Below are 22,796 nucleotides of genomic sequence, written 5' to 3' on the forward strand. Positions count from 1 at the left end.
CTTGACATTGCCCAGCGACTTCGGCGCTCACGGAAGATGATCGCGGTTCACCAGCGACATGGGATGTCGCATGGATTCCACGGCTGCCCTCGCAGCATCACGGATCACGAACAACAAGGGCAGGCGCAGCATGAAATTGCTGTCGAAACGCGTCATGCAGGATCGGCTGCTTGTCTTGCATCTGGCGGTCTCGCGTTCTGCATCACTGCACGAGTGGATACCACAGGCCAGACTGTCTCCGTCAGCTCAGACGCAAGAAGATGCGCCGTCTCTGTGGTGTTCACCAAGTGGGCCCTCTTGCAGTAGAGTGGGAGCTCCTCAACACGGAACCCGCAAGGGAGGCACACAATGACCACACCGGAAGAGGCAACAGAAAACGCGTCGGCGGCCAACGTTCTTGGAACAGAGATCGCGCTGACCGCGGCTTTACGCGCTTTGATCAAGGCGCATCCGCATCCGACCCTTCTCGCTAAGGAGCTTGTGCAGCAGCGACAGTTTTCGCAAGCACACCTCGAAGCGAGTTTGCTCCCCGATAAAGCGCTACGAGGGTTTGAGTTGACTTGGGCGCTGATACTCCATCAGGACCCAGCACAGGATGTGCGTCTCGTCTCGGAGCTGTAGCGCAAGCGGGCACCTGGGGACCACTCCTCAGGCTTGCGGCTTAGTCGGCGGACGACTGACGCCTCTCGACGGCAAAATCCCGCGCAGCCGTGGCGCGGGGAAAATCGCTCGGTCGCAGCAAGAGCCCTGGACGGAGCCAAGTTTCGTCCAGGCGCTGCAGCCATTCTTCTGGTGAGGGCTGGCTCAGACGTTCCTCAGCGGACAACCGCTGCACCCGATCGATCTTTGCTTTTGGCGTAGGCATAAAGAGACTTCTAGTCGCTACAGAAGACCCTATCTGTAGTCGAAATTCGCCTTTTCGCATGAGCAGACAGATATCCTGCTCCGCCGCCATACCAGTGTTGCTGACGGGCCTGCAGCGCGCAGGGCTGCCGACACCTGACTTTGCGATCGCCAGAAGGATGGGCTCCCCCTCTTCTTTCACCATGAAAGCCTGCCGTGCCGGAACGACAATGCACTGATCGTTCGAAACCCCAAATTCCATTTTTTGCGGTGAATAACGTAGGTTTGGCCGAGACCTTTCCTACCCGCCACCATGGCGCGTCTTGCGATGATCCGTATTGATGCGCGGTAACTGTACATAAAGCCGCTCAGGTACGCTCCTGCGCGAAGCGACTGCGTGCGCACTCAGTCCAAGCCAGGAGGCGGGAACGACCATCACGGCCAATTGTTTGCCGATACGGGCCATGCGCCACAACATTCCTGTGCGCGACGGCTCAGCGTGTGGTGCGCGGAGAAAGTCTCTCGGCGATCGATTTCCGATAGGTTCAGCCGGGCAACTTTGCCGCAAGCACGTCCACACTCTGAATGGACGGCGGTTCGGAGAAGAGCTCACCTGCGTGTGCCATCAAAGCCGCCGCAACCTTGCCGGAAAGATGGGCTTGGCGGCCTGCTTCATCCGGAAAGGCGTCGAAGATCCCGAAGGTTGTTGGCCCAAGGCGAATGCCAAACCAAGCGGTAGTGGCGGGCTCTTCCATGACGAGAGGGAGGCCACCCACGAGAAAATCTTCGACCTCCTTCTCCTTCCCGGGCTTCGCTTCCAGGCGAACGAATAACGCGACTGTGACCATAAAAGCCTTTCTTTCGTTAAACGCGACCGGTACTGGTCGTGTTGGGCAGAGGAGTCTGCGCCATTTCATTGGCCATGTCGCGAACTATCTTTCTTCCATGTCAGCTTCGCGGCATCGAAAGCCGCGATCGTCAGGCTATCGATAGCCGTGCGTGCCCCCCAGCGCGAGCCGCTTTCCCCGCAAGGCAGCTTCCACTGCTGGCCTCATTCTCTGGGAGCTTTCCCCTTGCGACGACCTCCGGCGAAGCAAGACACTGGAGTCGTCCCTGGGGTGGAGGAGCGTGGGAGCCCGATGCGCTGAGCGGGCTTGCAACCGCGCGGGGTGCCGTCCGACGTATCTGGCGCGCACCCAACCGTAATTTGTACAAAATTTCCGGAGTCGCCCCTATGCACCGCCTCTCGTCGCGGCTGGTCCAGCCGACCATCCTACTTTCCGCAGCCCTGCTCGCCACGCTGTTCGTTGCCGGCTGCGCTGTGTCACCGAATACCAAGATTCGGCCGGTGCCACAGGTCGACCTGCAGCGCTTCGTTGGCGACTGGTATGTCATCGGGAACATCCCGACGCGTCCCGAGCGCAACGCCTTCAACGCGGTCGAGTCGTACACGCTGCAGGCCGACGGCAGGATCGCCACCCAGTTCCGCTATCGTGAAGGTGCTTTCGACGGCGAGCTCAAGACGATGAATCCCGTGGCCACTGTAGTGCCCGGGACCAACAATGCGGTCTGGGGCATGCAGTTCATCTGGCCGATCAAGGCCGAGTACGTGATCGTCGACATCGACAGCGACTACCAGCTGACCATCATCGGGCGCAGCGACCGCGACTACGCTTGGATCATGGCACGCACGCCGCAGATCTCCGAAACGTCCTACCAGAACGCGGTGGCGCGTCTGAAGGAGCTGGGCTATTCAGTGGACAACCTGCGCCGTGTGCCGCAGCGCTGGCCGGAGACGCCCGGGGCGCGTGCAAGGCCTTAGCGCCTCGGGAGGCCCGGCCGGCAACAATCTACGCTCACGGCACGAAGCCCAAATCGCCCTCACCGACTGGACTTGCCAGCTCGATGAACGTACAGCCTTGGCCAACCCCGGACGTTTAGCACGTGGGGACATAGCCATCTGAGCGTCAAGCCAAGGCGACCAGCCGCATTCAATCAAAGCGCTCAAACAAAGATCGACAGATCGCACCGTCCGACCCTCGCAACTACACGGGAACGATGCATGCAACTCAATGGTCTTGGCTTCGCGCTTCAATCTTGTAGCTGACCCATCCCCAATAGTCGTCTACGGTTTCTCTGCGCTGCACGGCTTCTTGCCACTGGGACCGAGTGAAACCTGGATGCTGATTGGCCGGCAGCGCATACTTCTCACGCAAGGCTTCCGGCGTAAGGGGCTCATCATCGACCCGGAGATTCGTGAAAACTTGAAGATCGTCGACTCCGTCACGGACATGAGGCCATCTCGACTCAAACATGACACAGTCGCGACCAGCGGACTTTGCTTTCCATAGCGAATCATCTGCTTTTTTCAACGAAACTGACTGACTCCGAGATTCTCTCAATAGCGCAACCCCAACCGAGACGGTGACACGCAAACGCTGTGCTCCGATACTGAAGTGGCCTTGCGAGAACGCGCGACGCAGGTCCTCGCAAATCGCGAGAACATCGGCAACTTCCATGCCGCGAAACACCATTGCGAACTCCTCTCCACCAAGCCTGGCGACACAGACGTCGTTACTTTGATGAGCTTGGAGCATTCTTGCGGCCTCGACAAGTACGACGTCTCCCGCATCATGCCCATAGCGATCGTTGACGGCCTTGAAGAAGTCAAGGTCAAATATTGCGACCGCCCCGTGGGAACCTTCGATGACTGCTTGCTGCGCACGTTCGAGCTGTACTCCAAATCGTCTTCTATTGGCCAGCCCTGTCAGTGAATCCGTTTCCGATAGCTCAACCAACTGGCGATTTAGCGCTGAAAGCTCAGAGTGCGCCTGTTGCAGTGCTCTCTTCCGGGAAATCACGTCGGTCACATCAGTCCAGATGCTGACCAATTCATCTTCCCACCATTGTTCTTGAATACGATAGAAGCGACCCCGAACGAGCCTGAAGTGTCACTGGGCGATGCAACGGACCTTCAGCCTCACTCAGACACAATTCTTCGAACTCAGCGTCGCGTTCGAAAATCTCCTGGAACTTCTTCCAGTAGCTTCCTTGATTTACTCTCCGTTGAATTTCCGGAACTCCTCGAATCAGACTGAGAAAGTGTTCCGAAAAAAATCTCGTATTCACATAGCGCAGGTCTCCATGGGCATCATGGACCGTGATGCCCACATTGACTGCCGCTATCAGTCGATGCAGCAGTTCGCTATCTGTGCCTGGCGCGATTTGAGTACTGATGTCTCGCCAAATCTTGAAGCGCCCACCTTCTGGCAGCGAGAACATGCGAAGCTCGAGCCATCGGCCGTCAGCCCGCTGATATTGGATGGGCCCGCGCTCGTTCAGGTGCCTAAACATGCCGATTTTTCGTCGCCTGGACCATCTGCTCAGGCGTCGACGCTGGATGCTGTAAGCGCAGAAACGCCTCCAACGTTTCCTCGAACGTTGTTCCCACCTTGATCCATGAAGCGACTTCCGGAAAGAACTCTGTATAGAGTGCATTCCAACCAGTAACGCGATTCTGGTCGTCGTAACAGCACACGGCGCATCCGCCATGGAGCAACAACGCCTGCAGCAGTGCGTCAGGAGGGGCTTCAAGAGACGACATTGAGAGTTCCAAGCAGAGGGCCGCCAGGGGCGCAACGCCAAATCTTCCCAGATTCCCAGCGGCATTCGACGTTAGCAACGGCCTGCTAGGCACCCGCCGCCTCGCGATGTAGAAGTCGGCGTCCATGCCAGCACGCGATACGCGCTCGGTGCAACGCCCGCAAAGATACAGCTGTCATGCCGCGGATGCCGCATGCAGCGAGGTTGAACTCTGCTTGCTCGGTACCTTCAAGAGCAGTCGCGTCACCGAGATGGTCTCGCTCTAGTCGATTGTTACAGTTTTCGCCTGCAACCCGGGCCATTCTATGATCCAAGTGAGCCCAAGCCGCGTAAGGGAGGCATGAGCGCCGTTCAAGAACTCGTCGTGCCCGAACCCGACCCGGGGGTGTCCAAGCTGCCCTGGCTGTCTAGCGTGCCCAAAACGCAGCGACGAGGTGCAGTGCCAACCAGTGAGCAACTCAATGAGTGGGTGGAGGCAGTCGCAGCCGCCAACAATCGGCAGGCTTTCGCGGCGCTCTTCAAGCATTTTGCACCGAGGGTCAAGTCTTACATGATGCTTTGTGGGTCTTCGGAGACGTCGGCCGAGGAGCTGGCGCAAGAGACGATGGTGAGCCTTTGGCGAAAGGCCAAGCTCTTCGACCCGAAGCGAGCGGCGTTGTCTACATGGATCTTCGCGATCGCAAGGAATCTTCGGGTGGATTCTTTGCGACGAGACAACGTCCCCTTGGTCCCAGACGAGGAGGATCTGGCGACGCAGTTGGTTGACCCGGGTCCGGCTCTGGAAGACGGTGTGTGGACTGGCCAGAATGCAGTACGCGTACGACTGGCCATGGCGCAGCTCTCTCCAGAGCAAAAGCACCTGCTGAGCCTGTCTTTTTTCAAAGATCACCCCCATCCAGAGATTGCGCAAGAGCTTGGGCTTCCCTTGGGCACTGTGAAGTCGCGCATTCGAAGGGCGCTTGCGCGTTTGCGCGAGTTGCTTGAAGGAATGCAACCATGATCCGCCATCATCCCGCTGACGACCTGTTGCTATCACTCGCCGCGGGAACGCTCTCTATCGGCACGTCGCTCGTAGTTCGCACTCACATAGAAACCTGCGTTCAGTGCCAGGAGCGGCTTGGACTCTTTGAAGCGGTCGGTGGGGTCACACTCGAGGACCTGCCGCCTGCATCCCTGTCCGCGCAAGCGCTGGCACGAACACTCGCGACGATCGATCGGCCGGCATCGACTCACCCAACAGCAGCATCACGCACCTTCGATCGGGGCGATCGTCCTTCGTTGCCCGCCGGCATGGCGTGGCCTCGCGCGCTCGAGGCCTGCACGTCAACCCCCTGGAGGTTTCTCGCTCCTGGCATGCGGTGGAGCCGACTTCGTCTTCCTGCGCACCCGGATGCGAAGCTTTTCTTGTTACGCATCGGCTCGGGTCGCAACCTGCCATTTCATACCCACAAAGGCACCGAGCTCACCCAGGTGCTCCACGGCGCCTTTGCCGATGGGCGTGAGGTATTCGGCGCAGGTGACTTTGATGCCGCGGATCAGAGCATCCATCATTGCCGACTGTCGCCAACGGGGCCGACTGCATCTGCTTTGCCGCAGTCGAGGGCAAGATGCAATTTGATAGCCCGATTGCACGCGCGATGGCCAGCTTGATCGGGATGTGAGCTCCGGCGCCTCTTGGCGTTGACAAGTGGCAGAAGGCAAAAAGATCTCGACTTTTTTGCTTCCCTTCTTGCATTGTTTTCTCTAAGCCAAATGACCTCCCATGCTGGCGAAGGCCTCAACCCTTGAGGTACGCTCGAGCGGGGATCTCAAGCAGCTCTCTGATGGGTCCTGACTTCTGACGGGTGCACGTCTTTTTCGCATCCATGCATTTCCAGCGTCTCGAGTGAGAGAAATCCTCGGGCAGCACCCAGTCCGTCGCATCAGCCCCTAGCAATCGCAGGATTCGCGGAGGTTTTCCCCGGAAGGGCATGGCTTTTGCTCTTGCAACGCGTACCTTGAGAAGCGCGTAAGGTTTATAACCAACATGTCCAAACTTTCCGGGTGCAAACGTTGGTAGCAACTCGATAACTCGGCCGCAACCGACAGAATCGGCGATATGCGAGGGTTACACGCGAAGCCAGATTCCGGCGGCCGCTTCCACAGCCAATCTCCACGGAGAACGAAATATGCGACTTCACGCCACATGCAAGATGAGAGTGCGAGTAAGTAGCGACTGTCCTGTCGTCGCAATGCTTCGTCCGCGCAGTGGCGATGCGCAGTGGATGGTCAGCGAACGCTACGAACTTCACCCGTGGGTCACAACCACGGAATACGTTGACGTGTTCGGCAACCTGTGTCAGCGCCTGACTGTACCGAAAGGCGACATGCGCATAGAGGTCGAGATGATCATGGAAGCCGAAGCCGCGATTGCCGTCGCACCTGATGCCGAGGCGGTGGCGGTGCGCGACCTGCCCTCGGACACACTCCAATATTTGCTTCAAAGCCGCTACTGCCCCTCTGACAAGATGGAGGACCGTGCGCTCCAGATCGCCGGGGACACCAAATCGGGCTACGCCCAGGTCGAAGCCATTCGACGCTGGATCCACGAGCACCTGGAGTACCGGTATGGAGTGAGCGACGGATCTACCGATGCACTTGACACCCTCGCAGATGGCGCCGGCGTCTGTCGCGATTTCTCGCATGTGGCTATCGGGCTGTGCCGTGCCTTGCGTATTCCTGCTCGCCTGGTGGTCGGCTACCTGCATCAACTTGAGCCGATGGACATGCACGCCTGGTTCGAGGCTTTCGTTGGCGGGCGGTGGTACACGTTTGATGCGACGCAGGCGGAACCTCGAGGCGGTCGAATCGTATTGGCCTATGGACGCGACGCGGCTGATGTCGCGTTCCTCTCCAACTACGGCCCCCTCGAGGTAACGGAGATGGCGATCACCGTCGATGAGCTGGCAGCTGGGGCCTCCACGATGGCGCTGTCAACCTAGCGCAGCGCAGGGGTCCCCGACCCAGGGGACGCCTTATGCTGAAGCACAACGCGCTAGGCGGCGGCGCTGATCTGTGAGGTCATGCCTGTGCGGCCTACTCTTCGCGGCCGGGGAGCTTCATGCCCCGCATGAGGTGCCTCATCGACTCGCTGATCTCTTCACTGCTGGGCTGGGGAGGACGGCCATTGGCTACCAGACGTTGAACGAGTGACAAGAGGGGGTCGATTTCGAAAGGCTTGACCAAGAAGGCGTCGTAGCCGCGAAAGATTTTTCGAACGACGTCTTCGTCAGTAGCGCTCATCATGATGAACGGAATCCGACAAAGCACGGGATCCCGACGCACCGCTTCGCCGAACTCGCCGCCGTTCATGATCGGCATCATGAAGTCCGAAATGATCAAGGCAGGTGCTTCGCCCGAAAGCAGTTCAAGCGCAACCTTTCCGTTCGAAGCGGAGGCCACGCGATAGCCCTCCGTCTCCAGCAAGAGCCGGAGAATTTGCGCGTTGCCATACTCGTCCTCGACAACCAAAATGAGCTTCATCGGGACGGACCTTCATTCAGTTGCTCGTATGCGTGCTTGCATCGAGCAAGGGTAGATGTACATCAACAGTCGTCCGCGAGGCATGACCGCCGCGAATCTTCGTGATAGAGAGAATGCGCTTACTCGAGTCCCCGTCACCATCGCATGGTGATTGAAAAACGAAAGCATTGTCGAACCAACCGACGACCCCCCTCCGCCAATGGCGTATTGGCGGCAACCGCCAGTGCGGCGGGATCGACAGTGAAAATCGAGGTGACTCCTCTGGCCTTGAGCTCTGCCAGCAGTCGACCTAGGAAGCGATAGCCACGCTCGGAAAACGCCAGCGTGTCCGCCAGCCCGGCCAGGCCGTCGACAGCCAAACGGCGGATCTTGAGTTCATCGACCATTCGCAAGAGCTTGTGCCCCATCTCGTCCATGGACTCATCCTCGTGACCAAGCGGTTCAACCGTCAATGCCCCGCGGTCCGCAGCCTCGGCCACCGCCAGCCCCAACTCCGCGCCCATGCGCCGCAAATCACCTGCCAACTCGGTGCAAGGCAGCAGCAATCCAGGATTCTGAGCAGTGGAGGCGGCCGCGAACGCTAACGCCAGCGTGGTTTTACCGGACCCACTTTGCCCAATGACGACAGAGGCGCTGCCGGAAAGAAGCCCACCCGCCCGTAGGACTTCATCCAGCGCTGGCACCCCCGACGGTGACGCAGCAGGCCCCAGCATTCCCGTTGACGAAGGCGCTGGCAAGCTTTCAAGCCGTGGGAAGAACTGCAGTCCATTTGAGGAGATGCAGAAAGTGTGTTTGCCGCGGATGACCTGACTGCCTCGGAACTTGCGCACCTGCATGCGGCGCTCGGCGCGCCAGTGGAACGCGTGGTCCTCAAACGAGAAGATCCCGTCGACCATCGTCTGCTCAGCGCTCAGGGCATTGCCGTTGCCGCTTGTCAGCACAAGGCAAGTACAGGACATCGCAGAAACTAGGCTTTGCAGTTCATGGACAAACTGTCTCACCGAGTCATCTGACATGGAGACCGGACCGCCGACAACCAATCCGTCGATGACCAGCAAACCCGCGCGATGGCGCGCCAGCTCTCCTTGCAGCAGGGCGACAACCGATTTCAACCCACCCTGCTCCAGCTCCCGATAACCGCTCACGTAGAAAACTTTGGAATTGACCTCCTGGTGGTCAAAAAACAGCTGTCCTCCCATGTGCTGGAGCATGCGCGAATGAGATTCCGCCAACATCGTGACGTAGAGCGTTCGAGTCTCTCGTTTGGCCAGTGTGTAGGCAATCTGATTGGCCAGCGTGGTCTTTCCGACGCCAGGCGGCCCTTCAAGGATATAGACGCCGCCCTCGAACAAGCCGCCGTTGAGGATCTTGTCGAAGCCTTCGACACTGGTAGACAGTCTTTTCATTCTTGAGAAAAAGGGGAATGGAGGGGTAAATTTTTTTGAAGCGGCCCTGCTCAGCGCGCATTTTGCATCCGCTTGGCCGGCAGAGGCCGCCACGTCAACGCTCCAAGGAAGACGACCGCGCCCATCCGACGGCCCAACCGTCGGCTTGCGAACTGCAAAGCCGACCGCGCGAATGAGCACTCACCAACGCTCAACCTGCAGCCCATCACTGACCGCATCGACTCTTCCAGGGAGCTCCTTTCGCGCTCCTTCGCTCACGCGGATGCGAATCCGAACCAGAGGCCCGGCCCCGGCCCGAGGAATCAGTCTCATGCGCGGGGCCCAACAGATGCGCAGCGGGGCGGTGATTGAGCGGGCGAAGTCCGCCGCCCCCGCGGGGAGGACGGTTTCTTGCCCGGTCAGCCCACACCTGCACATCACCCTCCGCGGAAATTTCTTCCTCGGTGTCCTGAACCGTCGATTCGTTGTAAAAATGAGCGCTTAATGTGTGCGGCCAAGCAGGGGCTGGCGGCTAATTTTTCCGGCCACGCTCGTTCAACCGGACCACTGGCGACGACGCAGTACACATGCCGGAGTACGCTATCGACAGTCATGCGGCGGCTGTGCACCGCGAGATCGCTGATTGCGCCCGAGTGGACTGCCCCCACTCGAGTCTATGGTCCTGGTTTTGCCCGGGAAGTGACCACTTGCGACGACCGGTGGTGCGTCGAGAGGTAGCGCAACCCGACGATGGCCGCGGCCAGCCCCGACAGCGCCGCCACACCCATCGCCCAACGCGCCCCGAACGTGTCGGCCACCCAACCGACCAGGGGCGCACCCATTGGCGTGCAACCGAGCACGATCGCCAGCAGGATCGCCAGCACGCGCCCTCGCATGGCTGGCTCGGTCGACAGTTGCACCCAACTGTTGACCGTGGTGGTGAACGTTTGCGCGGCCACACCCACCACGATCAGCGCCATGCCGAAGAGCCAATAGCCGGGCATCAGCGCCGCCAGTGCGCAGCCCAGGCCGAAAACTGACGCCCCTACCAAGAGCACGCCCATGCGCGGCTTGTCGCGCCGCGCGGCGAGCAACGCGCCTGCAACGGAGCCGATGGCCATGATCGAAGACAGCAGGCCGTACTGGTGAGCGCCCGCATGGAAAACGGTGACCGACATCGTTGAGATGAAGATCGGAAAGTTCAGGCCGAAAGTACCGATCAGAAAGAGCATGAACAGCACGACCTTCAGGTCGGGGCGCCGCCAAACATAGCGAAAGCCCTCAAGGAAACTGCCGCGGGTGCGCACCGCGCGCTGGCGCAGATAGAGCTCGTGCACGCGCAGCATCTTCATCGCGCCGATGACAGCGACGTAGGACGCCGCGTTGATCACGAAGACCCAGCCCGTGCCGACCGCGGCGATGAGCGTGCCCGCAACCGCCGGGCCGATCATGCGCGCCGCATTGAATGAGGTGGAGTTCAGCGCCACTGCATTCTGCAGATCGATCTCGGTGACCAGTTCCGACACGAAAGTCTGGCGCGCCGGCGCATCGAAGGCCGCCACGCACCCCAGCAGCAGCGCGAACACGTACACGTGCCACAGCTGCACGAGGCCGGTGAGTGTCAGCAGACCCAGCCCGAGCGCCAACGCGCCCATGGTGGCCTGCGTGACCATGAGCAGCTTGCGCCGATCGAGATGGTCGGCCGCCCAGCCGGTGAGCGGCAGCAGCAGCAACTGCGGGCCGAACTGCAGCGCCATCACGATGCCGACCGCCGTGGCGTTGTGGCGCGTGAGCTGCGTAAGGACGATCCAGTCCTGCGCGGTGCGCTGCATCCAGGTGCCCACGTTGGACACCGCCGCGCCGCCGGCCCACACGCGGTAGTTGTAGCCCTTGAGCGAGCGAAACGTGCTGCTGCTCACCGAGCGAGCAGGTCGATGATTTCCTGCGTGGTGCCGGTCTCGCCCAGGCGCGGAAAGATGCGAGCGATGCTGTTGGCGTGCGCGTCGGCGTTCATGTCAGTCATGGCATCGATGCCAAGCGTGACGTTGAAACCCAGTTCGTAAGCCTGGCGTGCGGTCGACTCCACGCCGATGCTGGTGGCGATGCCGACGATCACGACCTGCGTGACACCCAGCGCCTTCAGGTGCGATTCGAGCCCCGTGCTCGTGAAGGCACCCCACGTGTGCTTGGTGACCAGGTGGTCCTGGGGCTGGCGGTCGAGTTCGACGGCCAGCTCGGTCCAGTCGGCGGGCAGTTCGCCGCCGGGGCGCTGCTGCTGGGTCCGGCCCTTGGCACCGCCTGCCACGTTGACGAGCACCACCGGCAGCGCACGTTGGCGAAAGGCAAACGCCAGGGCACTGGCGCGCTGCACGATCTCGCCGGTGGCGTGCGCGACGGGCAGCGCGAGGATGCTCTTTTGCAGGTCGATGACGATGAGGGCGGTTCGAGGATCGAGGGTGGTGACGGGCATGGCGGGTTCGCTTTCAATCTTCGGCGACGCGTTTGAGGAGTTCGATGGATGCCGCGAGCGCTTCCTGCTCGCGCGGGGCGAGCCTGGTCTGGATGACCTGGAACAGCCAGTCCTCGCGCGCGGCGCGGGCGTCCTTGAGCCATTTGCGAAAGGCCGGCGTGATCGACCAGATGGTCTGCCGCCCATCGGCAGGGTCGGGCGCGCCGCTCACAAGTCCCGCCCCCTGAAGCGCGGCGACCGTCGCGCCCATGGACTGTGGACGCACGCCCATCGTGCGCGCAAGGGTCGTCACCGTGGCCGGACCCTCGCGCTCGAGATGCAGCAGCACGGTCTTCTGGGAGCCCGTGAGATCGCCGGCATGCGACTGCTCACGCAGTCGCCGGTTGAGCTTGGCCACCAGCATGCGCAGTTCCGCAGCGAGGGTGTGCGCGCATCGATCAGGTCCGCTCGCTGACTCATTCATGAGGCCATCCTAGCGGATACAAAGCCAAACTACAAAGTTTTCCTTCGTAGTTTTCTTAGCCCTGGATGAGAGACATCGACGCGTGGGACTGCCGCGTAGCTCAACGAGTGCGCCAGGCAGAGCCGGAGGCCGAGGCCGCCGTCAAGGTCTTGAGGACCCTGGTCAGCGCTTGAAAAAGCGCACTCGGACTGGCGCATCGGTGCTGCTGCGTTGCGCTCATTTCCTCAAAACCGATGGGCCGATACGCCAAACGCCGCGACGCCGATGCTGCACCTCGCGTCCCCGGCCTCGACCTCAGTGATCGTGAGCAGCCGGACTTCGATCGGGTTGGAGTCAAAAACCGAGCATGATCGCGGGAGAGTGAAGCTATCGATGCGCCTTGGACTTAGCCCATCGTTCCGGTCGGACCATCCAGCACGTCCCTTACTCTTCGCGCCAAGTCAGCGAGGCGGTACGGCTTCTTGAGCAGTTCAAACTCGGCATTGGCGGCCGGTTCGTAAGCGCTCAGATCCCGGTCAAAGCCTGTAGTTAGCAGCACACGTACACCGGGAGATATCCGCTGTACCTCCCTGGCCAGCATGTACCCGTTCATCCCTCCGGGCATCATCACGTCGCTGAAAAGTAGATCAATTGCGTCGGGGCCGAGGTCACGAAGCTTGTCCAGCGCTATCTTGGCGTTGGGCGCGACATGCACCGAATAGCCAAGTCCTTCCAGCATGCCTTGTGCTACCACTGCCACTTCCTCGCGGTCCTCAACGATCAGGATTGCTTCAGTGCCACCCCGAATGCTGGGCCTCACGATGGATTCCGAGTCGTCAGTCAGCGCGCTGCCCACCGTCGGGAAGTACATGCAGATGGTCGTTCCCTTTCCTACCTCTGACTCGATCGTTGTGGCGCCGCCTGATTGCTTCACGAAACCATAAACCATCGACAGGCCAAGGCCAGTGCCCTTCCCCTCGTCTTTCGTCGTAAAGAAAGGATCCATCACGCGAGGCAGGATCGCCGGATCAATGCCCAGGCCGGAATCGGAGATGCAGACAGCAGCATACGGACCGGGCCTCAGTCCCTCGAACGCCGTGGGACTGCCAGGCGCCACCTCCATGAGGTGTGTACGCAGCTTGATCGTCCCTCCGCCTGGCATTGCATCGCGTGAGTTGACGAGCACATTCAAGATGGCGACCTCGAGCTGCGTCACGTCGATCTCCACATTCCCCGCGTTGGGCGCCAAGCCGAATTCGATGTGGATTGAATCACCCAGCGTACGCGCGGCCAACTCGGACATTCCTTGCGCCACCGCGTTAATGCTTACCACTCGACCGCGCAGACGTTGACGTCTGGAAAAAGCGAGCAGTTGCTGTGTCAGGGTCGATGCTTTAGAGATCGCGGAACGCAGGTTCTCAACTCCTCGACGGATAGTGCCTTCATCGAGCATGCCCTTTTCCAACTTCACCCCGAGTATGTCCAGATGACCTGACATGACTTGAAGCAGGTTGTTGAAGTCGTGCGAGATTCCACCTGTGAGTTGACCCAGAGCCTCCATCTTCTGCGCTTGTGCAAGTGCCTCTTCGGCGTCGCGGCGACGGCTAACATCGAGCTGGGACGCAAAGAAGTAGATCAGGTTACCGAGTGGGTCATAGACTGGCGAAATGAATAGCGCGTTCCAAAAAGTCGTGCCATCCTTGCGGTAATTGAGGATCTCGATCTGAACCTGCCGGCGGGACCGGATAGCCTCGCGGATCGTCGAAACGGACTCTCTGTCGGTCGCAGGGCCTTGAAGAAACCGGCAGTTCCGTTTCAGTACTTCGTCAATCGAGTAGCCTGACATCGCCAGGAAGGCACGGTTTGCGAACACAATGGGATTGTCGTGCTGGCGCGGATCTGTCACCAGCATTGGCATACGGGTGGTCTCGATCGCCGCGAAGAAGATGTCGTCCTTATGGTCGCGAAGTTCGTGCGGCCCGCCTTCTGCGCGTACGGTTGATAGGGGAAGTGACGGCTTTTCGGGAATTTCCATGACCACTGAACTCTCGTTCAAAAAAGTGCTTCAATTCTCGCCGCCCTGCAATGCAATCCGGCTGTAATCGGCGTAACGAGTGCTGTAGCCGTCCAACCAAGCGTAACTGCAACGCATCAGAATCACTGTGTGAAAAGACAACCTCGACAGGATTAGCACTAAACGTCGCTGTGCGGCAGGGTCCTCAGCGAGACCGCAAGCGCCTTGCGTGAGGCACATGCCGACGCCCGAGGCGTTTAGGACGGCGCTTCGTATTCACGGCGCGACCCATGTGCTGGATGCCCGTAGGCCCAGGCACCCCGATCAGATCCCGGGGCGTCGTAGCTCACTCTCTCTCTGCAAACCTGCGTGAACACGGTGCCTTGATAGCTGCAGTCATTCCGCTTGGCTGTCGCGCGTCCAGGGCGTGCGGCGGCGCGCTCGACCATCGACCGCGCCGTCTCGAGCCGCGGCATTCAAATCGAAGGGCGGGCTTCTTCCTTGTGCCTGATGCAGTATTCCAAAGCGGCCTCAAGCATGGGCCAGCTGGCGAAGACGTACACACGTTCCACCTTGTCCCAACGCCCCCCAAATTCCTTGAGCGTCAGCGCGAGCCCTGAGAGGCTGCCCAGAAGGGCGGGCTTGGGTTGCCCATAGAGTTCACAGTGATCGGCCACGGTGCACCCGAGGCGCGCCGCGAGGCCCTGCACACGGTCCGTACCGTTCGGAGGAGGAAGAAGCATGTATCCATTCTCGCAAATGCTTTGCCTGCTGGCTTGTCTCGCAGCGTCCCCCACTGACGACTTACCGAGCAACGTGAACGGTTGCTGCGAACGCCAGTGGGAACCTGCAGAAAAAGGATGACAGCGAACTCCCTTCGGTGTCACCTCGGAAAAGCGTCTGCACGTGCGTGCATCCACGCTGCTGCCGGCACAAGGCTGAGCAGCGCTCGCGCTCTCGTCAAGCACTCAGACTCGTGCACCGAACTACGCCCCTGTGCGTCGAGAAAGGCTTGTCCCTTTCGCATTCGCCCAGCAGAAGAGCGCCCTTTCGGGCTCGCTGGACACTCAGAGAAACGACGCATGGAACGACCAACCGAAATGATGTCGGGTCGGACTTAGATGCGGGCACAAGCAACCACCGACCGAGCTACATCGGCTTGCCCGTGGACAGGGCGGCCCTTCCTTGCGGCGTGATGCAGAAAATGATGGCGCTCGCGTCGGCGGGTGGGGCGTCAACGCCCGGAAGCTGGGCTTCAATCAACTCGGCCGCTTCGAGAACAATCGAATTTCTAACATCTGCTTCGTCATGAAGCTCGAGCGGAAACCTGGCGTCCTCGATGCGACGCAAAAAATCCATTGGCATGCCAGCCCCCTCCAACGGGCACGAAAATCTACTAAAGCCCTGTGCGCTTAGCAATGTCATTTTACGTATGCCGTCTCTCTATCTCTCAATGACCGAAAAGGTGTCGGCCCATTGGAAAGCCCACGCCAACGCTTATCCGCGAAAATTTCTGATGACACCCGCGCAACACGCGGAATACATGCGAGTGCTGAAGCTCTGCGGCTCGGCCAAGAGGGATTTTTTCACCCACATGGGAGTGCCGATCGAGATCGTTGCGGACACCCCCGGGGTGATGGTGGCGGCCGACGGCGTCGAGGTCACGTTGCTGTGATGGCGCTTTACTTTTGCTGGAGGTATTCGCGCGTGCCCGCGGGTCCTCACCTGAGCAGCGTGAATGACCGATGGTGAATGTCACCGTCGATGGCTGCGAGTGAATCTGGAGGCACATCGCTGCGATGGATGTATGCGAGCAGGGCGAACCCTAGGGCCAGCATGGCCGGCAGGCTCGCAGTGACCTGCGCTTCATGAAGGGTCGAGGCGTAATAGCGATATAGACAGGTACCGCCACATGGTGCCTGCATCGAAATCCAAGGGCCCGACCAACACGGCGGCGAAGCGCAAGATTCGGCCGTCGAAACAGCACGCGCTGCCGTGAATGATCAAAGCAGCGCGTGCTCGAGCGGACCCATCTTTTCTTCTGCTACTGCATGCGTGCAGAGGTGGGTGAGTCGGAAGACGGCGGTCTGCGACGCCGCGTGACGATTCGCGACATTCGTTGGCGCCACAGCGGCGGCCTCGACGGCGACTGCGGGTAGTCGAACCTTGCGAGCTCTTCACGCCCCTTTTGTGTGACGGCGAGCACCTGGGCAGCCAAGCCATCGCCCGCCAGCGTGAGCGGATCGGTCGGCGCCGGAACCAGCGCCACAACCAGCCCCGCCGCTCTGAGGATGCGGACTTGGTCAATGTCTTCGGGTCGATAGAACGAGACCGGCAGGCGGGACGTCGCGATCTGCCGCAACAAGTTCATGGTCATGGAAACCTCCTTTTCAGTTGACCAAAACTTCGACGGTGATCAATCTAGGTCCCCTTCGGCAAGATTTCAAGAGCCGTTCGACTCGTCACAGCGACACCCAAAAAAAGAGCCCGGCACGGAGCCGGGCTGAGGTTTACAGCAAGGTGCCACGACGCAGCCGTGGCGTCAGAAATGTAGGGTTCCCGCGCTTCACGCCATGTCAGATAACTTTGATTCTTTGCACTCTGAGCCGCGGGGGCCGCGAGAGACGCGAATGGTAAGAAAAAGGCGGGTGACGCCGAGAACGCGAAGAGAAGCCGGCCACAACCTGTCGTGTCCGCAGCGGCAAACTCGCCGAGCCGCCCGGGGCGGCTCCGCGGCTCCGATCTCGCCCACACCTCACGAACCCGACCGCTGCAGCCGATGTGCGCGCCGCAGGAAACAAGCACCGCGTAACAAGAGCCCCGCCGCGAACAAGCGCTTGCGGCAAGCTCGCTGCAGCCTCGCGCGCCAAGCCGGAGACTTGAGAATCAACATGGATGGAGATCTCGTCGCACGCCCAGTGATCTGGCCAAGGATCACACCAGCCAGCTGCCGACGATTTCAACGTGAGCAGCTACGCAGCCCGCGAGGCATGCGCAAACTCAAACTGATCTCGAGACTCGCGAATGGCTTCAAAGAGATCTGGTTCTTCCCAAAGGTCGCGCAGCAGCTCATCGGCCCGTGCACGCAAAGGCGCGACCTCTGCATGGCCGAGCGGACCGAGCCGAGTCATCGCTTCGTAGACCGCAGCCTCAGCCGCAGCCCATGCCTCATAACGTTTGTCAAACGCAACGGTGGTCATTCTGAACTCCAGGGTCACCTTTTCTACCCTTGGGTCTGCGAGAAGGACGTAGGACTTTTGGCTATCAGCAAGCAGCGCTGTTCGCCAAACAGTGCGCAGGGTCGAGCGACGCCATGAGCCATGACCGATGAAGCCAAATCATGAAAGCTGCGGCGCCTGGTCATGCGCTCCGCGTTCACAGGTGCGCCTGGCGATCTTTGCTCCAGCGCGAGCGTCACGGATGCCGGATACCGGCTTCGAGATAGTCCATGAAGAGCGCCCGTTCCTGCACTTCGTTGCCACGTCGCCCGATCGACAGCGGACCGAAGGGTGAGCGCATGGCATAGCTGCGGTATGAGATGCCGTAGTACAACGAATTCATCGTCAGAAGGAGTCGGAACTTCAGAACTTCGAGGGGTACCGCCGGGATCAATGCGGCAAGCCTGTCCAGTGCGAGCGTCAGTATGTCGCGGTGCATGTCGGCCGAGATTTTCTGGCCTTCCTCGCCAAAATCCCAGCCGAGCCGGCCGATGAAGCACACGGCGTCGCGGCCCAGCCCGGCCTCGGACAGCATGTCGATCATCGGACCGAAGGCCGCGTCCAGCACGTCGCGCACGGTGTGAGGCCCCCTATCCAGCGCCTCGAGCCGCGCGCGGCAGCGCGGCTCGAGGATTCGCTGAAGCATCCGCGCCACCTCGGTCACCACACTCTCGCGATTACCGAAGTGGTAGTGCAGCGCCGACAAGTTGGCCGCGCCCGCGGCCGCGACGATCCTGCGCAGCGACACAGCATTCATGCCCTCTCGCGCGAACAGCCGCATGGCTTCCAGCAGCAGGCGCTCGCGCGTGGCGGCGGCCGACGCCGCCAGCGCGGGCGGGCGTTTTTCCTTCGAGCTCGTTGCGGGACTGGGCATGGGACGCAGATTGTGACCTCTGGCTCGGCTAGGGTTAGTTCTAATTCGATTGAATTAATTCAATGGAATTATCCACCTGTTCCGTCTGGGTCGGCTCGGCCCCGCGCGGGGACCCCGTACGTCAAATAACCGAAGGAGACATGGATGATCAGAGGCATGGCATCGCCCGAGGGGCGCCGCTGCGGCACGCGGTGGGTGGCCGCTTGCGCCGCGACCGCGTTCTTGCTGGGTTGCGGCGGTGGAGGAGGGAGCAGCGCCAGTTTCGTAGCGTGGCCCACGGTGCCGGCACCCGGCGGCAGCCATGAGCCTGCACCGGACAACCAGCCCCGGCTCATCGGCGTGTTCGCAGGCGGACCGGTTGTTGGCCTCGACTACCGTGGCTCCGTCACAGGGGCGCGAAAGACAGACGCGCAGGGGCGCTACGACTATGCGCCAGGCGAAACGCTGAGCTTTTCGATCGGTGAATTGCCGCTGGGCACCGCGCCCGCCGCGGACGCGCTGTCGCCGCTGAGCATCGGCGGCGCCAGCTCGCCGGCCGACCCCCGCGCCACCAATCGCCTCATACTGCTGCAGACGCTCGATGCCGACGGCGACCTCAACAACGGCATTCAGGTCACCGGCGCAATCGGCGACATCGTCTCCAGGCATGCCGCGGCCATCGATTTCTCCCAATCGGCCACGGCCTTCCGCGCGAGCCTCGCACCATTGCTCGCAGCGCTCGATGCGGCCGGCGCCTTCACGGATCTCGATCCGCGTCCGCGCAGCGCGCGCGGCGCCGTCGCCGCGCAGGAGCACTACGCCCGCGCCACCGCCGCGCGCAACCTCGTGACCACCACCGGCGGTCCGCTGCGCGGCTTCGAGTCCAGCGCCACGACCTGGCAATACCTTGGCATTCCCTACGCGCAGCCGCCGCTCGGCGCGCTGCGCTGGCGCGCCCCGCAAGCGCCCCAGCCGTGGAGCGGCGTCCGCGAGGCGGTCGCCTGGGCTGATCAGGCCGCACAGGTCCAAGCGCTCGAGCGCTTCGGCGAGGGCGGCATGAGCGAAGACTCGCTGTATCTCAACGTGACGGCACCCAAGTCGGCCTCCAAGCTGCCGGTGATGGTGTGGTTCCACGGCGGCGGGTTCACTTCGCTCACGAGCAACACCAAGCCTTTCAACAACCCGAATGCCCTTGTCAGCAAGGGCGTGGTGCAAGTCTCGGTGAACCATCGCCTCGGTGCCCTCGGCTACATCGCGCACCCCGCGCTCAGCGCCGAGAGCGGTCGCGGCGGCTCGGGCAACTACGGGCAGATGGACCTGGTGATGGCGCTGCAGTGGGTCAAGGCGAACATCGCGGCCTTCGGGGGCGACCCTGACAACGTGACCGTCTTCGGCGAGTCCGGTGGCGGGCGCAAAGTGCTTTCACTGATGGCATCGCCGAGCGCGGTCGGCCTTTTCCACAAAGCGATCAGCCAGAGCGGCACGCTGATTCCCGACACCCGCACGCTGGCCTCGGCCGAGGCGGTCGGACTCGCGCTCCAGAAGAGGCTGGGCGCGGCCTCGCTCGAGGAGATGCGCAACCGCCCCTGGACCGAGGTGGTCGCAGCGGCCTCCGTGCTCGTGCCCTACACCAACATCGACAACGGCTATCTGCCTTACAGCGAGCGCGTGAGTTTCGAGTCGCGCCGACACAACGACGTGCCCTTCATGATTGTCGTCAACACCAACGACACCCCCGACCCGATCGAGACGGTGAAGAACGTGTTTCCCTGGATGACGGCGCACAGCGCCAGCCGGCACTATGCGGCCCTCTTCAGCCAGGTGCCGGGCGGCTGGCGCGCTAGGGGCGTGAAAACGTATCACGCGGGCGAGCTGGCCTACGTCTTCAATGCGCCCGAGAGCGTCGTCACCCACTACCTGCTCGACCTGGTGATCGACCCGGCCACCGGCGGCAAGCTCGCCATTGGAGACCTCAACGGCAACGGCGTCAGCGGCTCCGCGGGCGACACGCAGGACATCCTCGCCTCGGCCGGTTTCGACAGCGCTGATGCGAAGGCGATCGAGAACAGCATGGCGATCTGGACCCAGTTCGCCAAAACCGGCAACCCAAGCGTCGCGGGATTGGTTGACTGGCCTGCCTACACGCCCGCGAACGACCGCTTCGTCGAACTCGGCGCCGCGCCCGTGGTCCGCACCGGCCTGTCGAGCGTCTTTCCCTGAGCGCGCTGCCTGAGCGCCGCGTCGCCAGATCGCGAGGAGGCGCGGCGGCGCGGCCACGCCTTTCGTTCCCGCACACCACACCACAAGGAGACCTTCATGCACTCACACACGGCCCGCGCCGAGCGGCGCCGCTCGCGCGTCCTTTGCCTCGCAGCCTGGGCGAGCACCGTCGCCCTGCTCGGCTGCGGAGGCGGCGGCAATGGCGCCAGCCTAGCGTTCGTCGCGCCGCCTGCGGGCGACACCGCGCCCGATACTCAGCCCGAGCTCACGGGCACGTTCACGGGTGACCCTGTGTCGGGACTTGATTACCGCGGCTCACTGAGCGGCGCGCGCACCACCGATGCCGAAGGCCGGTACCGCTATGCGGCCGGCGAGACCTTGAGCTTCTCGATCGGTACCTTGCCGCTGGGCTCGACGCCGGCATCGGCCGCCGTCTCGCCGCTCGCCTGGGTCGGGGCCGACAGCACGACCAGTGACGTGCGTGTGAGCAACCGCCTGGTGCTGCTGCAATCCCTCGATGCCGACGGTGACCTCAACAACGGCATACAGATCACCGAAGCGATCCGCCAAGCGGTCTCGCGTCAAGCCGCCGCGATCGATTTCGCACAGCCCGCGGCCGCGTTCCGTGCCAGCATTGCGCCCCTGCTCGCAGCGATCGAGACGGCAGGCGCCTTCTCCGACCTCGACCCGCGACCGCGCACGGCCAGGACCACCGCAGCCGCACAGGAACACTACACGCGAAGCACGCGCACGCGCCACCTCGTGGCCACCACGGGCGGTTCGCTGCGGGGCTTCGAGGCAAATGCCGGGACGTGGCAGTACCTCGGTATTCCGTACGCGCAACCGCCGGTCGGTCCATTGCGTTGGCGCGCACCGCAATCGCCCACACCCTGGAGCGGTGTGCGCCAGGCCATCGCCTGGCCCGACCAGTCGGCGCAGAACCCGACGATGGAAGCTTTGGGCGAAGGCGGCATGAGCGAGGATTCGCTGTACCTGCATGTGACGGCGCCCAAAAGCGCGTCGAAGCTGCCGGTGATGGTATGGTTCCACGGTGGCTCGTTCGCAATCCTCACAGCCAACTCCAAGCAGTACAACAATCCAGATGGATTGACCACCAAGGGCGTGGTGCTGGTCACCGTCAACCACCGGCTGGGGCCGTTCGGCTATCTCGCGCATCCGCTGCTGAGTGCGGAAAGCGGCCACGGTGGCTCGGGGAACTACGGCCAGATGGACCTGGTGATGGCGCTCCAGTGGGTGAAATCGAACATCGCTGCGTTCGGCGGCGATCCCGGCAACGTGACCATCTTCGGCCAATCGGGTGGCGGCGGAAAGGTCTATGGCCTCATGAACGCGCCCGAGGCTGCCGGCTTGTTCCACAAGGCCATTGTGCAGAGCGGCGCCAATGCCATCGCGACAGGCGGAACACCCGCGAGCTCGCTGGCCGGCGGCGAGGCGATCGGCAAGGCCGTGTTCGAGCGCGTCGGTGCGACCACGTTGGCACAGGCACGCGCCTTGCCGTGGACCGCCTACACCCAAGCCGACCTCGACGCGGGCATCCCGCGCGAGACCTACCGACCCAATGTGGATCATCGTCACATGGTGAAGACCTACGGTCAGAACATGGCGGAGGGTATGCCCAGCGACGTGCCGCTGATGGTGGGAGCGACCTCTGGCGACTATCCCTCGCTTCGCGCGTCGCTGCCGGTATTCATGGCGCAACGCGCGCCGACCTATCGCTCGCCCCAGTACGTGTACCGGTTCAGCCGCGTGCCGGACGGCTGGTCGGCGATGGGCCTGCTCAGCGGCCACAGCGGCGAGTTGCCCTACCTGTTCGGCTACCCGCAAGGCATGGTGACGAACTACGTGATGGGTCTGGTGCTCACGCCGGCCGGCGCGAAGGCGCCCATCGGTGACCTCAATGGCAATGGCATCACCGGCACCGCTGGGGATGCGGCCGATGTCCAGGCGTCGATGGGCTGGGGACCGAACGACGAAGCCATCACTGAAACCACCATGACGCTATGGACCCGTTTCGCGAAGGATGGCAATCCCAGCATGGACGCGCCGGAGTGGAAAGCCTACACGCCTGCCAGCGACGCCTACTTGGAGATCGGGCCGGGCGGCGGTGCCACGCCGCGCACCGGCTTGGCCAGCGCCTTTCCCTGAACGCCACGCCACGCGGGCCTGCCCAAGGTCTCGCCTCGCGCGCAGCCGCCGGCGGGGGGC

23 protein-coding genes are annotated in these 22,796 nt (G+C 61.9%); 9 read left to right on the forward strand and 14 right to left on the reverse strand.

Annotated features, from left to right (window positions below; all coding sequences use genetic code 11):
* Positions 1-27: 27 nt before the first annotated feature.
* Positions 28-156, reverse strand: a complete 129-nt coding sequence (locus tag ACHMXE_RS05610) for a hypothetical protein (protein WP_395347203.1) — start codon at positions 154-156, stop codon at positions 28-30.
* A gap of 192 nt (positions 157-348) precedes the next feature.
* Between ACHMXE_RS05610 and ACHMXE_RS05615 the strand changes: the two genes are divergently transcribed.
* Positions 349-621: a hypothetical protein gene (locus ACHMXE_RS05615; protein WP_203208350.1), complete on the forward strand. Its 273-nt coding sequence runs from the start codon at positions 349-351 to the stop codon at positions 619-621.
* 767 nt (positions 622-1,388) lie between these two features.
* Here ACHMXE_RS05615 and ACHMXE_RS05620 read toward each other — a convergent pair.
* Positions 1,389-1,691 (reverse strand): putative quinol monooxygenase, encoded by a 303-nt coding sequence (locus ACHMXE_RS05620; RefSeq protein ID WP_395347205.1) that lies wholly within the window; start codon positions 1,689-1,691, stop codon positions 1,389-1,391.
* A gap of 386 nt (positions 1,692-2,077) precedes the next feature.
* On the opposite strand from ACHMXE_RS05620, the gene ACHMXE_RS05625 reads away from it, so the two are divergent.
* Positions 2,078-2,665: a lipocalin family protein gene (locus tag ACHMXE_RS05625; protein WP_203208347.1), complete on the forward strand. Its 588-nt coding sequence runs from the start codon at positions 2,078-2,080 to the stop codon at positions 2,663-2,665.
* Between the two features lie 247 nt (positions 2,666-2,912).
* Here ACHMXE_RS05625 and ACHMXE_RS05630 read toward each other — a convergent pair whose 3' ends face one another.
* Entirely contained in the window at positions 2,913-3,713 is an 801-nt protein-coding gene (locus ACHMXE_RS05630) for a GGDEF domain-containing protein (RefSeq protein ID WP_395347207.1), read from the reverse strand.
* A gap of 91 nt (positions 3,714-3,804) precedes the next feature.
* Between ACHMXE_RS05630 and ACHMXE_RS05635 the strand changes: the two genes are divergently transcribed.
* From ACHMXE_RS05635 to ACHMXE_RS05650, 4 genes are all read left to right on the forward strand, one after another.
* The gene (locus ACHMXE_RS05635) at positions 3,805-4,299 is read left to right on the forward strand and encodes a hypothetical protein (protein ID WP_395347209.1); all 495 of its coding nucleotides are present in this window, start codon (positions 3,805-3,807) and stop codon (positions 4,297-4,299) included.
* Positions 4,300-4,786: 487 nt separating this feature from the next.
* Positions 4,787-5,446, forward strand: coding sequence for a sigma-70 family RNA polymerase sigma factor (locus tag ACHMXE_RS05640; protein ID WP_203208345.1), 660 nt, complete (start codon positions 4,787-4,789; stop codon positions 5,444-5,446).
* Entirely contained in the window at positions 5,443-6,096 is a 654-nt protein-coding gene (locus ACHMXE_RS05645) for a ChrR family anti-sigma-E factor (protein ID WP_395347211.1), read from the forward strand. Before ACHMXE_RS05640 ends, ACHMXE_RS05645 begins: the two co-directional genes overlap by 4 nt.
* A gap of 542 nt (positions 6,097-6,638) precedes the next feature.
* On the forward strand, positions 6,639-7,427 hold the full coding sequence (locus ACHMXE_RS05650) for a transglutaminase domain-containing protein (protein ID WP_395347441.1): 789 nt from the start codon (positions 6,639-6,641) through the stop codon (positions 7,425-7,427).
* A gap of 94 nt (positions 7,428-7,521) precedes the next feature.
* Here ACHMXE_RS05650 and ACHMXE_RS05655 read toward each other — a convergent pair whose 3' ends face one another.
* From ACHMXE_RS05655 to ACHMXE_RS05690, 8 genes are all read right to left on the reverse strand, one after another.
* Entirely contained in the window at positions 7,522-7,968 is a 447-nt protein-coding gene (locus ACHMXE_RS05655) for a response regulator (protein WP_203208342.1), read from the reverse strand.
* A 134-nt stretch (positions 7,969-8,102) separates the two neighbouring features.
* A complete protein-coding gene (locus tag ACHMXE_RS05660) occupies positions 8,103-9,467 on the reverse strand; it encodes an RAD55 family ATPase (protein ID WP_395347213.1) in 1,365 nt (454 codons plus the stop codon).
* Positions 9,468-10,027: 560 nt separating this feature from the next.
* Positions 10,028-11,272 (reverse strand): MFS transporter, encoded by a 1,245-nt coding sequence (locus ACHMXE_RS05665; RefSeq protein ID WP_395347215.1) that lies wholly within the window; start codon positions 11,270-11,272, stop codon positions 10,028-10,030.
* Positions 11,269-11,823, reverse strand: coding sequence for an isochorismatase family protein (locus ACHMXE_RS05670; RefSeq protein ID WP_395347217.1), 555 nt, complete (start codon positions 11,821-11,823; stop codon positions 11,269-11,271). The genes ACHMXE_RS05665 and ACHMXE_RS05670 overlap by 4 nt, the downstream gene beginning before the upstream one ends.
* Positions 11,824-11,836: 13 nt before the next feature.
* Entirely contained in the window at positions 11,837-12,226 is a 390-nt protein-coding gene (locus ACHMXE_RS05675) for a MarR family winged helix-turn-helix transcriptional regulator (RefSeq protein WP_395347219.1), read from the reverse strand.
* Between the two features lie 445 nt (positions 12,227-12,671).
* Positions 12,672-14,300: a histidine kinase famiy protein gene (locus ACHMXE_RS05680; RefSeq protein WP_395347222.1), complete on the reverse strand. Its 1,629-nt coding sequence runs from the start codon at positions 14,298-14,300 to the stop codon at positions 12,672-12,674.
* A gap of 455 nt (positions 14,301-14,755) precedes the next feature.
* Complete coding sequence (locus ACHMXE_RS05685) at positions 14,756-15,022, reverse strand: hypothetical protein (protein ID WP_395347225.1); 267 nt, start codon at positions 15,020-15,022, stop codon at positions 14,756-14,758.
* Positions 15,023-15,428: 406 nt separating this feature from the next.
* A complete protein-coding gene (locus tag ACHMXE_RS05690; protein ID WP_395347228.1) occupies positions 15,429-15,644 on the reverse strand; it encodes a hypothetical protein in 216 nt (71 codons plus the stop codon).
* Between ACHMXE_RS05690 and ACHMXE_RS05695 the strand changes: the two genes are divergently transcribed.
* Positions 15,643-15,954: a hypothetical protein gene (locus ACHMXE_RS05695; RefSeq protein ID WP_395347230.1), complete on the forward strand. Its 312-nt coding sequence runs from the start codon at positions 15,643-15,645 to the stop codon at positions 15,952-15,954. The genes ACHMXE_RS05690 and ACHMXE_RS05695 overlap by 2 nt on opposite strands.
* A gap of 369 nt (positions 15,955-16,323) precedes the next feature.
* Here ACHMXE_RS05695 and ACHMXE_RS05700 read toward each other — a convergent pair whose 3' ends face one another.
* The 3 genes from ACHMXE_RS05700 to ACHMXE_RS05710 all read right to left on the reverse strand — a co-directional run bounded on the left by ACHMXE_RS05700 (position 16,324) and on the right by ACHMXE_RS05710 (position 18,371).
* Entirely contained in the window at positions 16,324-16,656 is a 333-nt protein-coding gene (locus tag ACHMXE_RS05700) for a hypothetical protein (RefSeq protein ID WP_395347232.1), read from the reverse strand.
* A gap of 595 nt (positions 16,657-17,251) precedes the next feature.
* A complete protein-coding gene (locus tag ACHMXE_RS05705; RefSeq protein ID WP_395347233.1) occupies positions 17,252-17,479 on the reverse strand; it encodes a hypothetical protein in 228 nt (75 codons plus the stop codon).
* A 214-nt stretch (positions 17,480-17,693) separates the two neighbouring features.
* Positions 17,694-18,371 carry a TetR/AcrR family transcriptional regulator gene (locus ACHMXE_RS05710; protein ID WP_395347235.1) on the reverse strand — a complete coding sequence of 226 codons (678 nt, stop codon included), beginning with the start codon at positions 18,369-18,371 and terminating at the stop codon, positions 17,694-17,696.
* Positions 18,372-18,527: 156 nt separating this feature from the next.
* Here ACHMXE_RS05710 and ACHMXE_RS05715 point away from each other — a divergent pair, with 156 nt between their 5' ends.
* Together ACHMXE_RS05715 and ACHMXE_RS05720 are read left to right on the forward strand one after the other, a co-directional pair.
* The gene (locus ACHMXE_RS05715; protein WP_395347237.1) at positions 18,528-20,570 is read left to right on the forward strand and encodes a carboxylesterase/lipase family protein; all 2,043 of its coding nucleotides are present in this window, start codon (positions 18,528-18,530) and stop codon (positions 20,568-20,570) included.
* A gap of 96 nt (positions 20,571-20,666) precedes the next feature.
* Positions 20,667-22,736, forward strand: a complete 2,070-nt coding sequence (locus ACHMXE_RS05720; protein ID WP_395347240.1) for a carboxylesterase/lipase family protein — start codon at positions 20,667-20,669, stop codon at positions 22,734-22,736.
* Positions 22,737-22,796 lie beyond the last annotated feature (60 nt).

The organism is Variovorax sp. UC122_21 (assembly GCF_044056785.1).
In the GTDB taxonomy this organism is placed as follows: Bacteria; Pseudomonadota; Gammaproteobacteria; order Burkholderiales; family Burkholderiaceae_C; genus Variovorax.

What these genes read in the sequence shown, in the direction of transcription:
- ACHMXE_RS05710 (WP_395347235.1), bottom strand. Translation starts at nt 18,371, where the DNA reads ATGCCCAGTCCCGCAACGAGCTCGAAGGAAAAACGCCCGCCCGCGCTG.
- ACHMXE_RS05685 (WP_395347225.1), bottom strand. Translation starts at nt 15,022, where the DNA reads ATGCTTCTTCCTCCTCCGAACGGTACGGACCGTGTGCAGGGCCTCGCG.
- ACHMXE_RS05695 (WP_395347230.1), top strand. Translation starts at nt 15,643, where the DNA reads ATGCCAGCCCCCTCCAACGGGCACGAAAATCTACTAAAGCCCTGTGCG.
- ACHMXE_RS05655 (WP_203208342.1), bottom strand. Translation starts at nt 7,968, where the DNA reads ATGAAGCTCATTTTGGTTGTCGAGGACGAGTATGGCAACGCGCAAATT.
- ACHMXE_RS05700 (WP_395347232.1), bottom strand. Translation starts at nt 16,656, where the DNA reads ATGACCATGAACTTGTTGCGGCAGATCGCGACGTCCCGCCTGCCGGTC.
- ACHMXE_RS05645 (WP_395347211.1), top strand. Translation starts at nt 5,443, where the DNA reads ATGATCCGCCATCATCCCGCTGACGACCTGTTGCTATCACTCGCCGCG.
- ACHMXE_RS05635 (WP_395347209.1), top strand. Translation starts at nt 3,805, where the DNA reads ATGCAACGGACCTTCAGCCTCACTCAGACACAATTCTTCGAACTCAGC.
- ACHMXE_RS05610 (WP_395347203.1), bottom strand. Translation starts at nt 156, where the DNA reads ATGACGCGTTTCGACAGCAATTTCATGCTGCGCCTGCCCTTGTTGTTC.
- ACHMXE_RS05705 (WP_395347233.1), bottom strand. Translation starts at nt 17,479, where the DNA reads ATGACCACCGTTGCGTTTGACAAACGTTATGAGGCATGGGCTGCGGCT.
- ACHMXE_RS05670 (WP_395347217.1), bottom strand. Translation starts at nt 11,823, where the DNA reads ATGCCCGTCACCACCCTCGATCCTCGAACCGCCCTCATCGTCATCGAC.
- ACHMXE_RS05675 (WP_395347219.1), bottom strand. Translation starts at nt 12,226, where the DNA reads ATGCTGGTGGCCAAGCTCAACCGGCGACTGCGTGAGCAGTCGCATGCC.
- ACHMXE_RS05615 (WP_203208350.1), top strand. Translation starts at nt 349, where the DNA reads ATGACCACACCGGAAGAGGCAACAGAAAACGCGTCGGCGGCCAACGTT.
- ACHMXE_RS05720 (WP_395347240.1), top strand. Translation starts at nt 20,667, where the DNA reads ATGCACTCACACACGGCCCGCGCCGAGCGGCGCCGCTCGCGCGTCCTT.
- ACHMXE_RS05690 (WP_395347228.1), bottom strand. Translation starts at nt 15,644, where the DNA reads ATGCCAATGGATTTTTTGCGTCGCATCGAGGACGCCAGGTTTCCGCTC.
- ACHMXE_RS05715 (WP_395347237.1), top strand. Translation starts at nt 18,528, where the DNA reads ATGGCATCGCCCGAGGGGCGCCGCTGCGGCACGCGGTGGGTGGCCGCT.
- ACHMXE_RS05680 (WP_395347222.1), bottom strand. Translation starts at nt 14,300, where the DNA reads ATGGAAATTCCCGAAAAGCCGTCACTTCCCCTATCAACCGTACGCGCA.
- ACHMXE_RS05625 (WP_203208347.1), top strand. Translation starts at nt 2,078, where the DNA reads ATGCACCGCCTCTCGTCGCGGCTGGTCCAGCCGACCATCCTACTTTCC.
- ACHMXE_RS05640 (WP_203208345.1), top strand. Translation starts at nt 4,787, where the DNA reads ATGAGCGCCGTTCAAGAACTCGTCGTGCCCGAACCCGACCCGGGGGTG.
- ACHMXE_RS05650 (WP_395347441.1), top strand. Translation starts at nt 6,639, where the DNA reads ATGAGAGTGCGAGTAAGTAGCGACTGTCCTGTCGTCGCAATGCTTCGT.
- ACHMXE_RS05620 (WP_395347205.1), bottom strand. Translation starts at nt 1,691, where the DNA reads ATGGTCACAGTCGCGTTATTCGTTCGCCTGGAAGCGAAGCCCGGGAAG.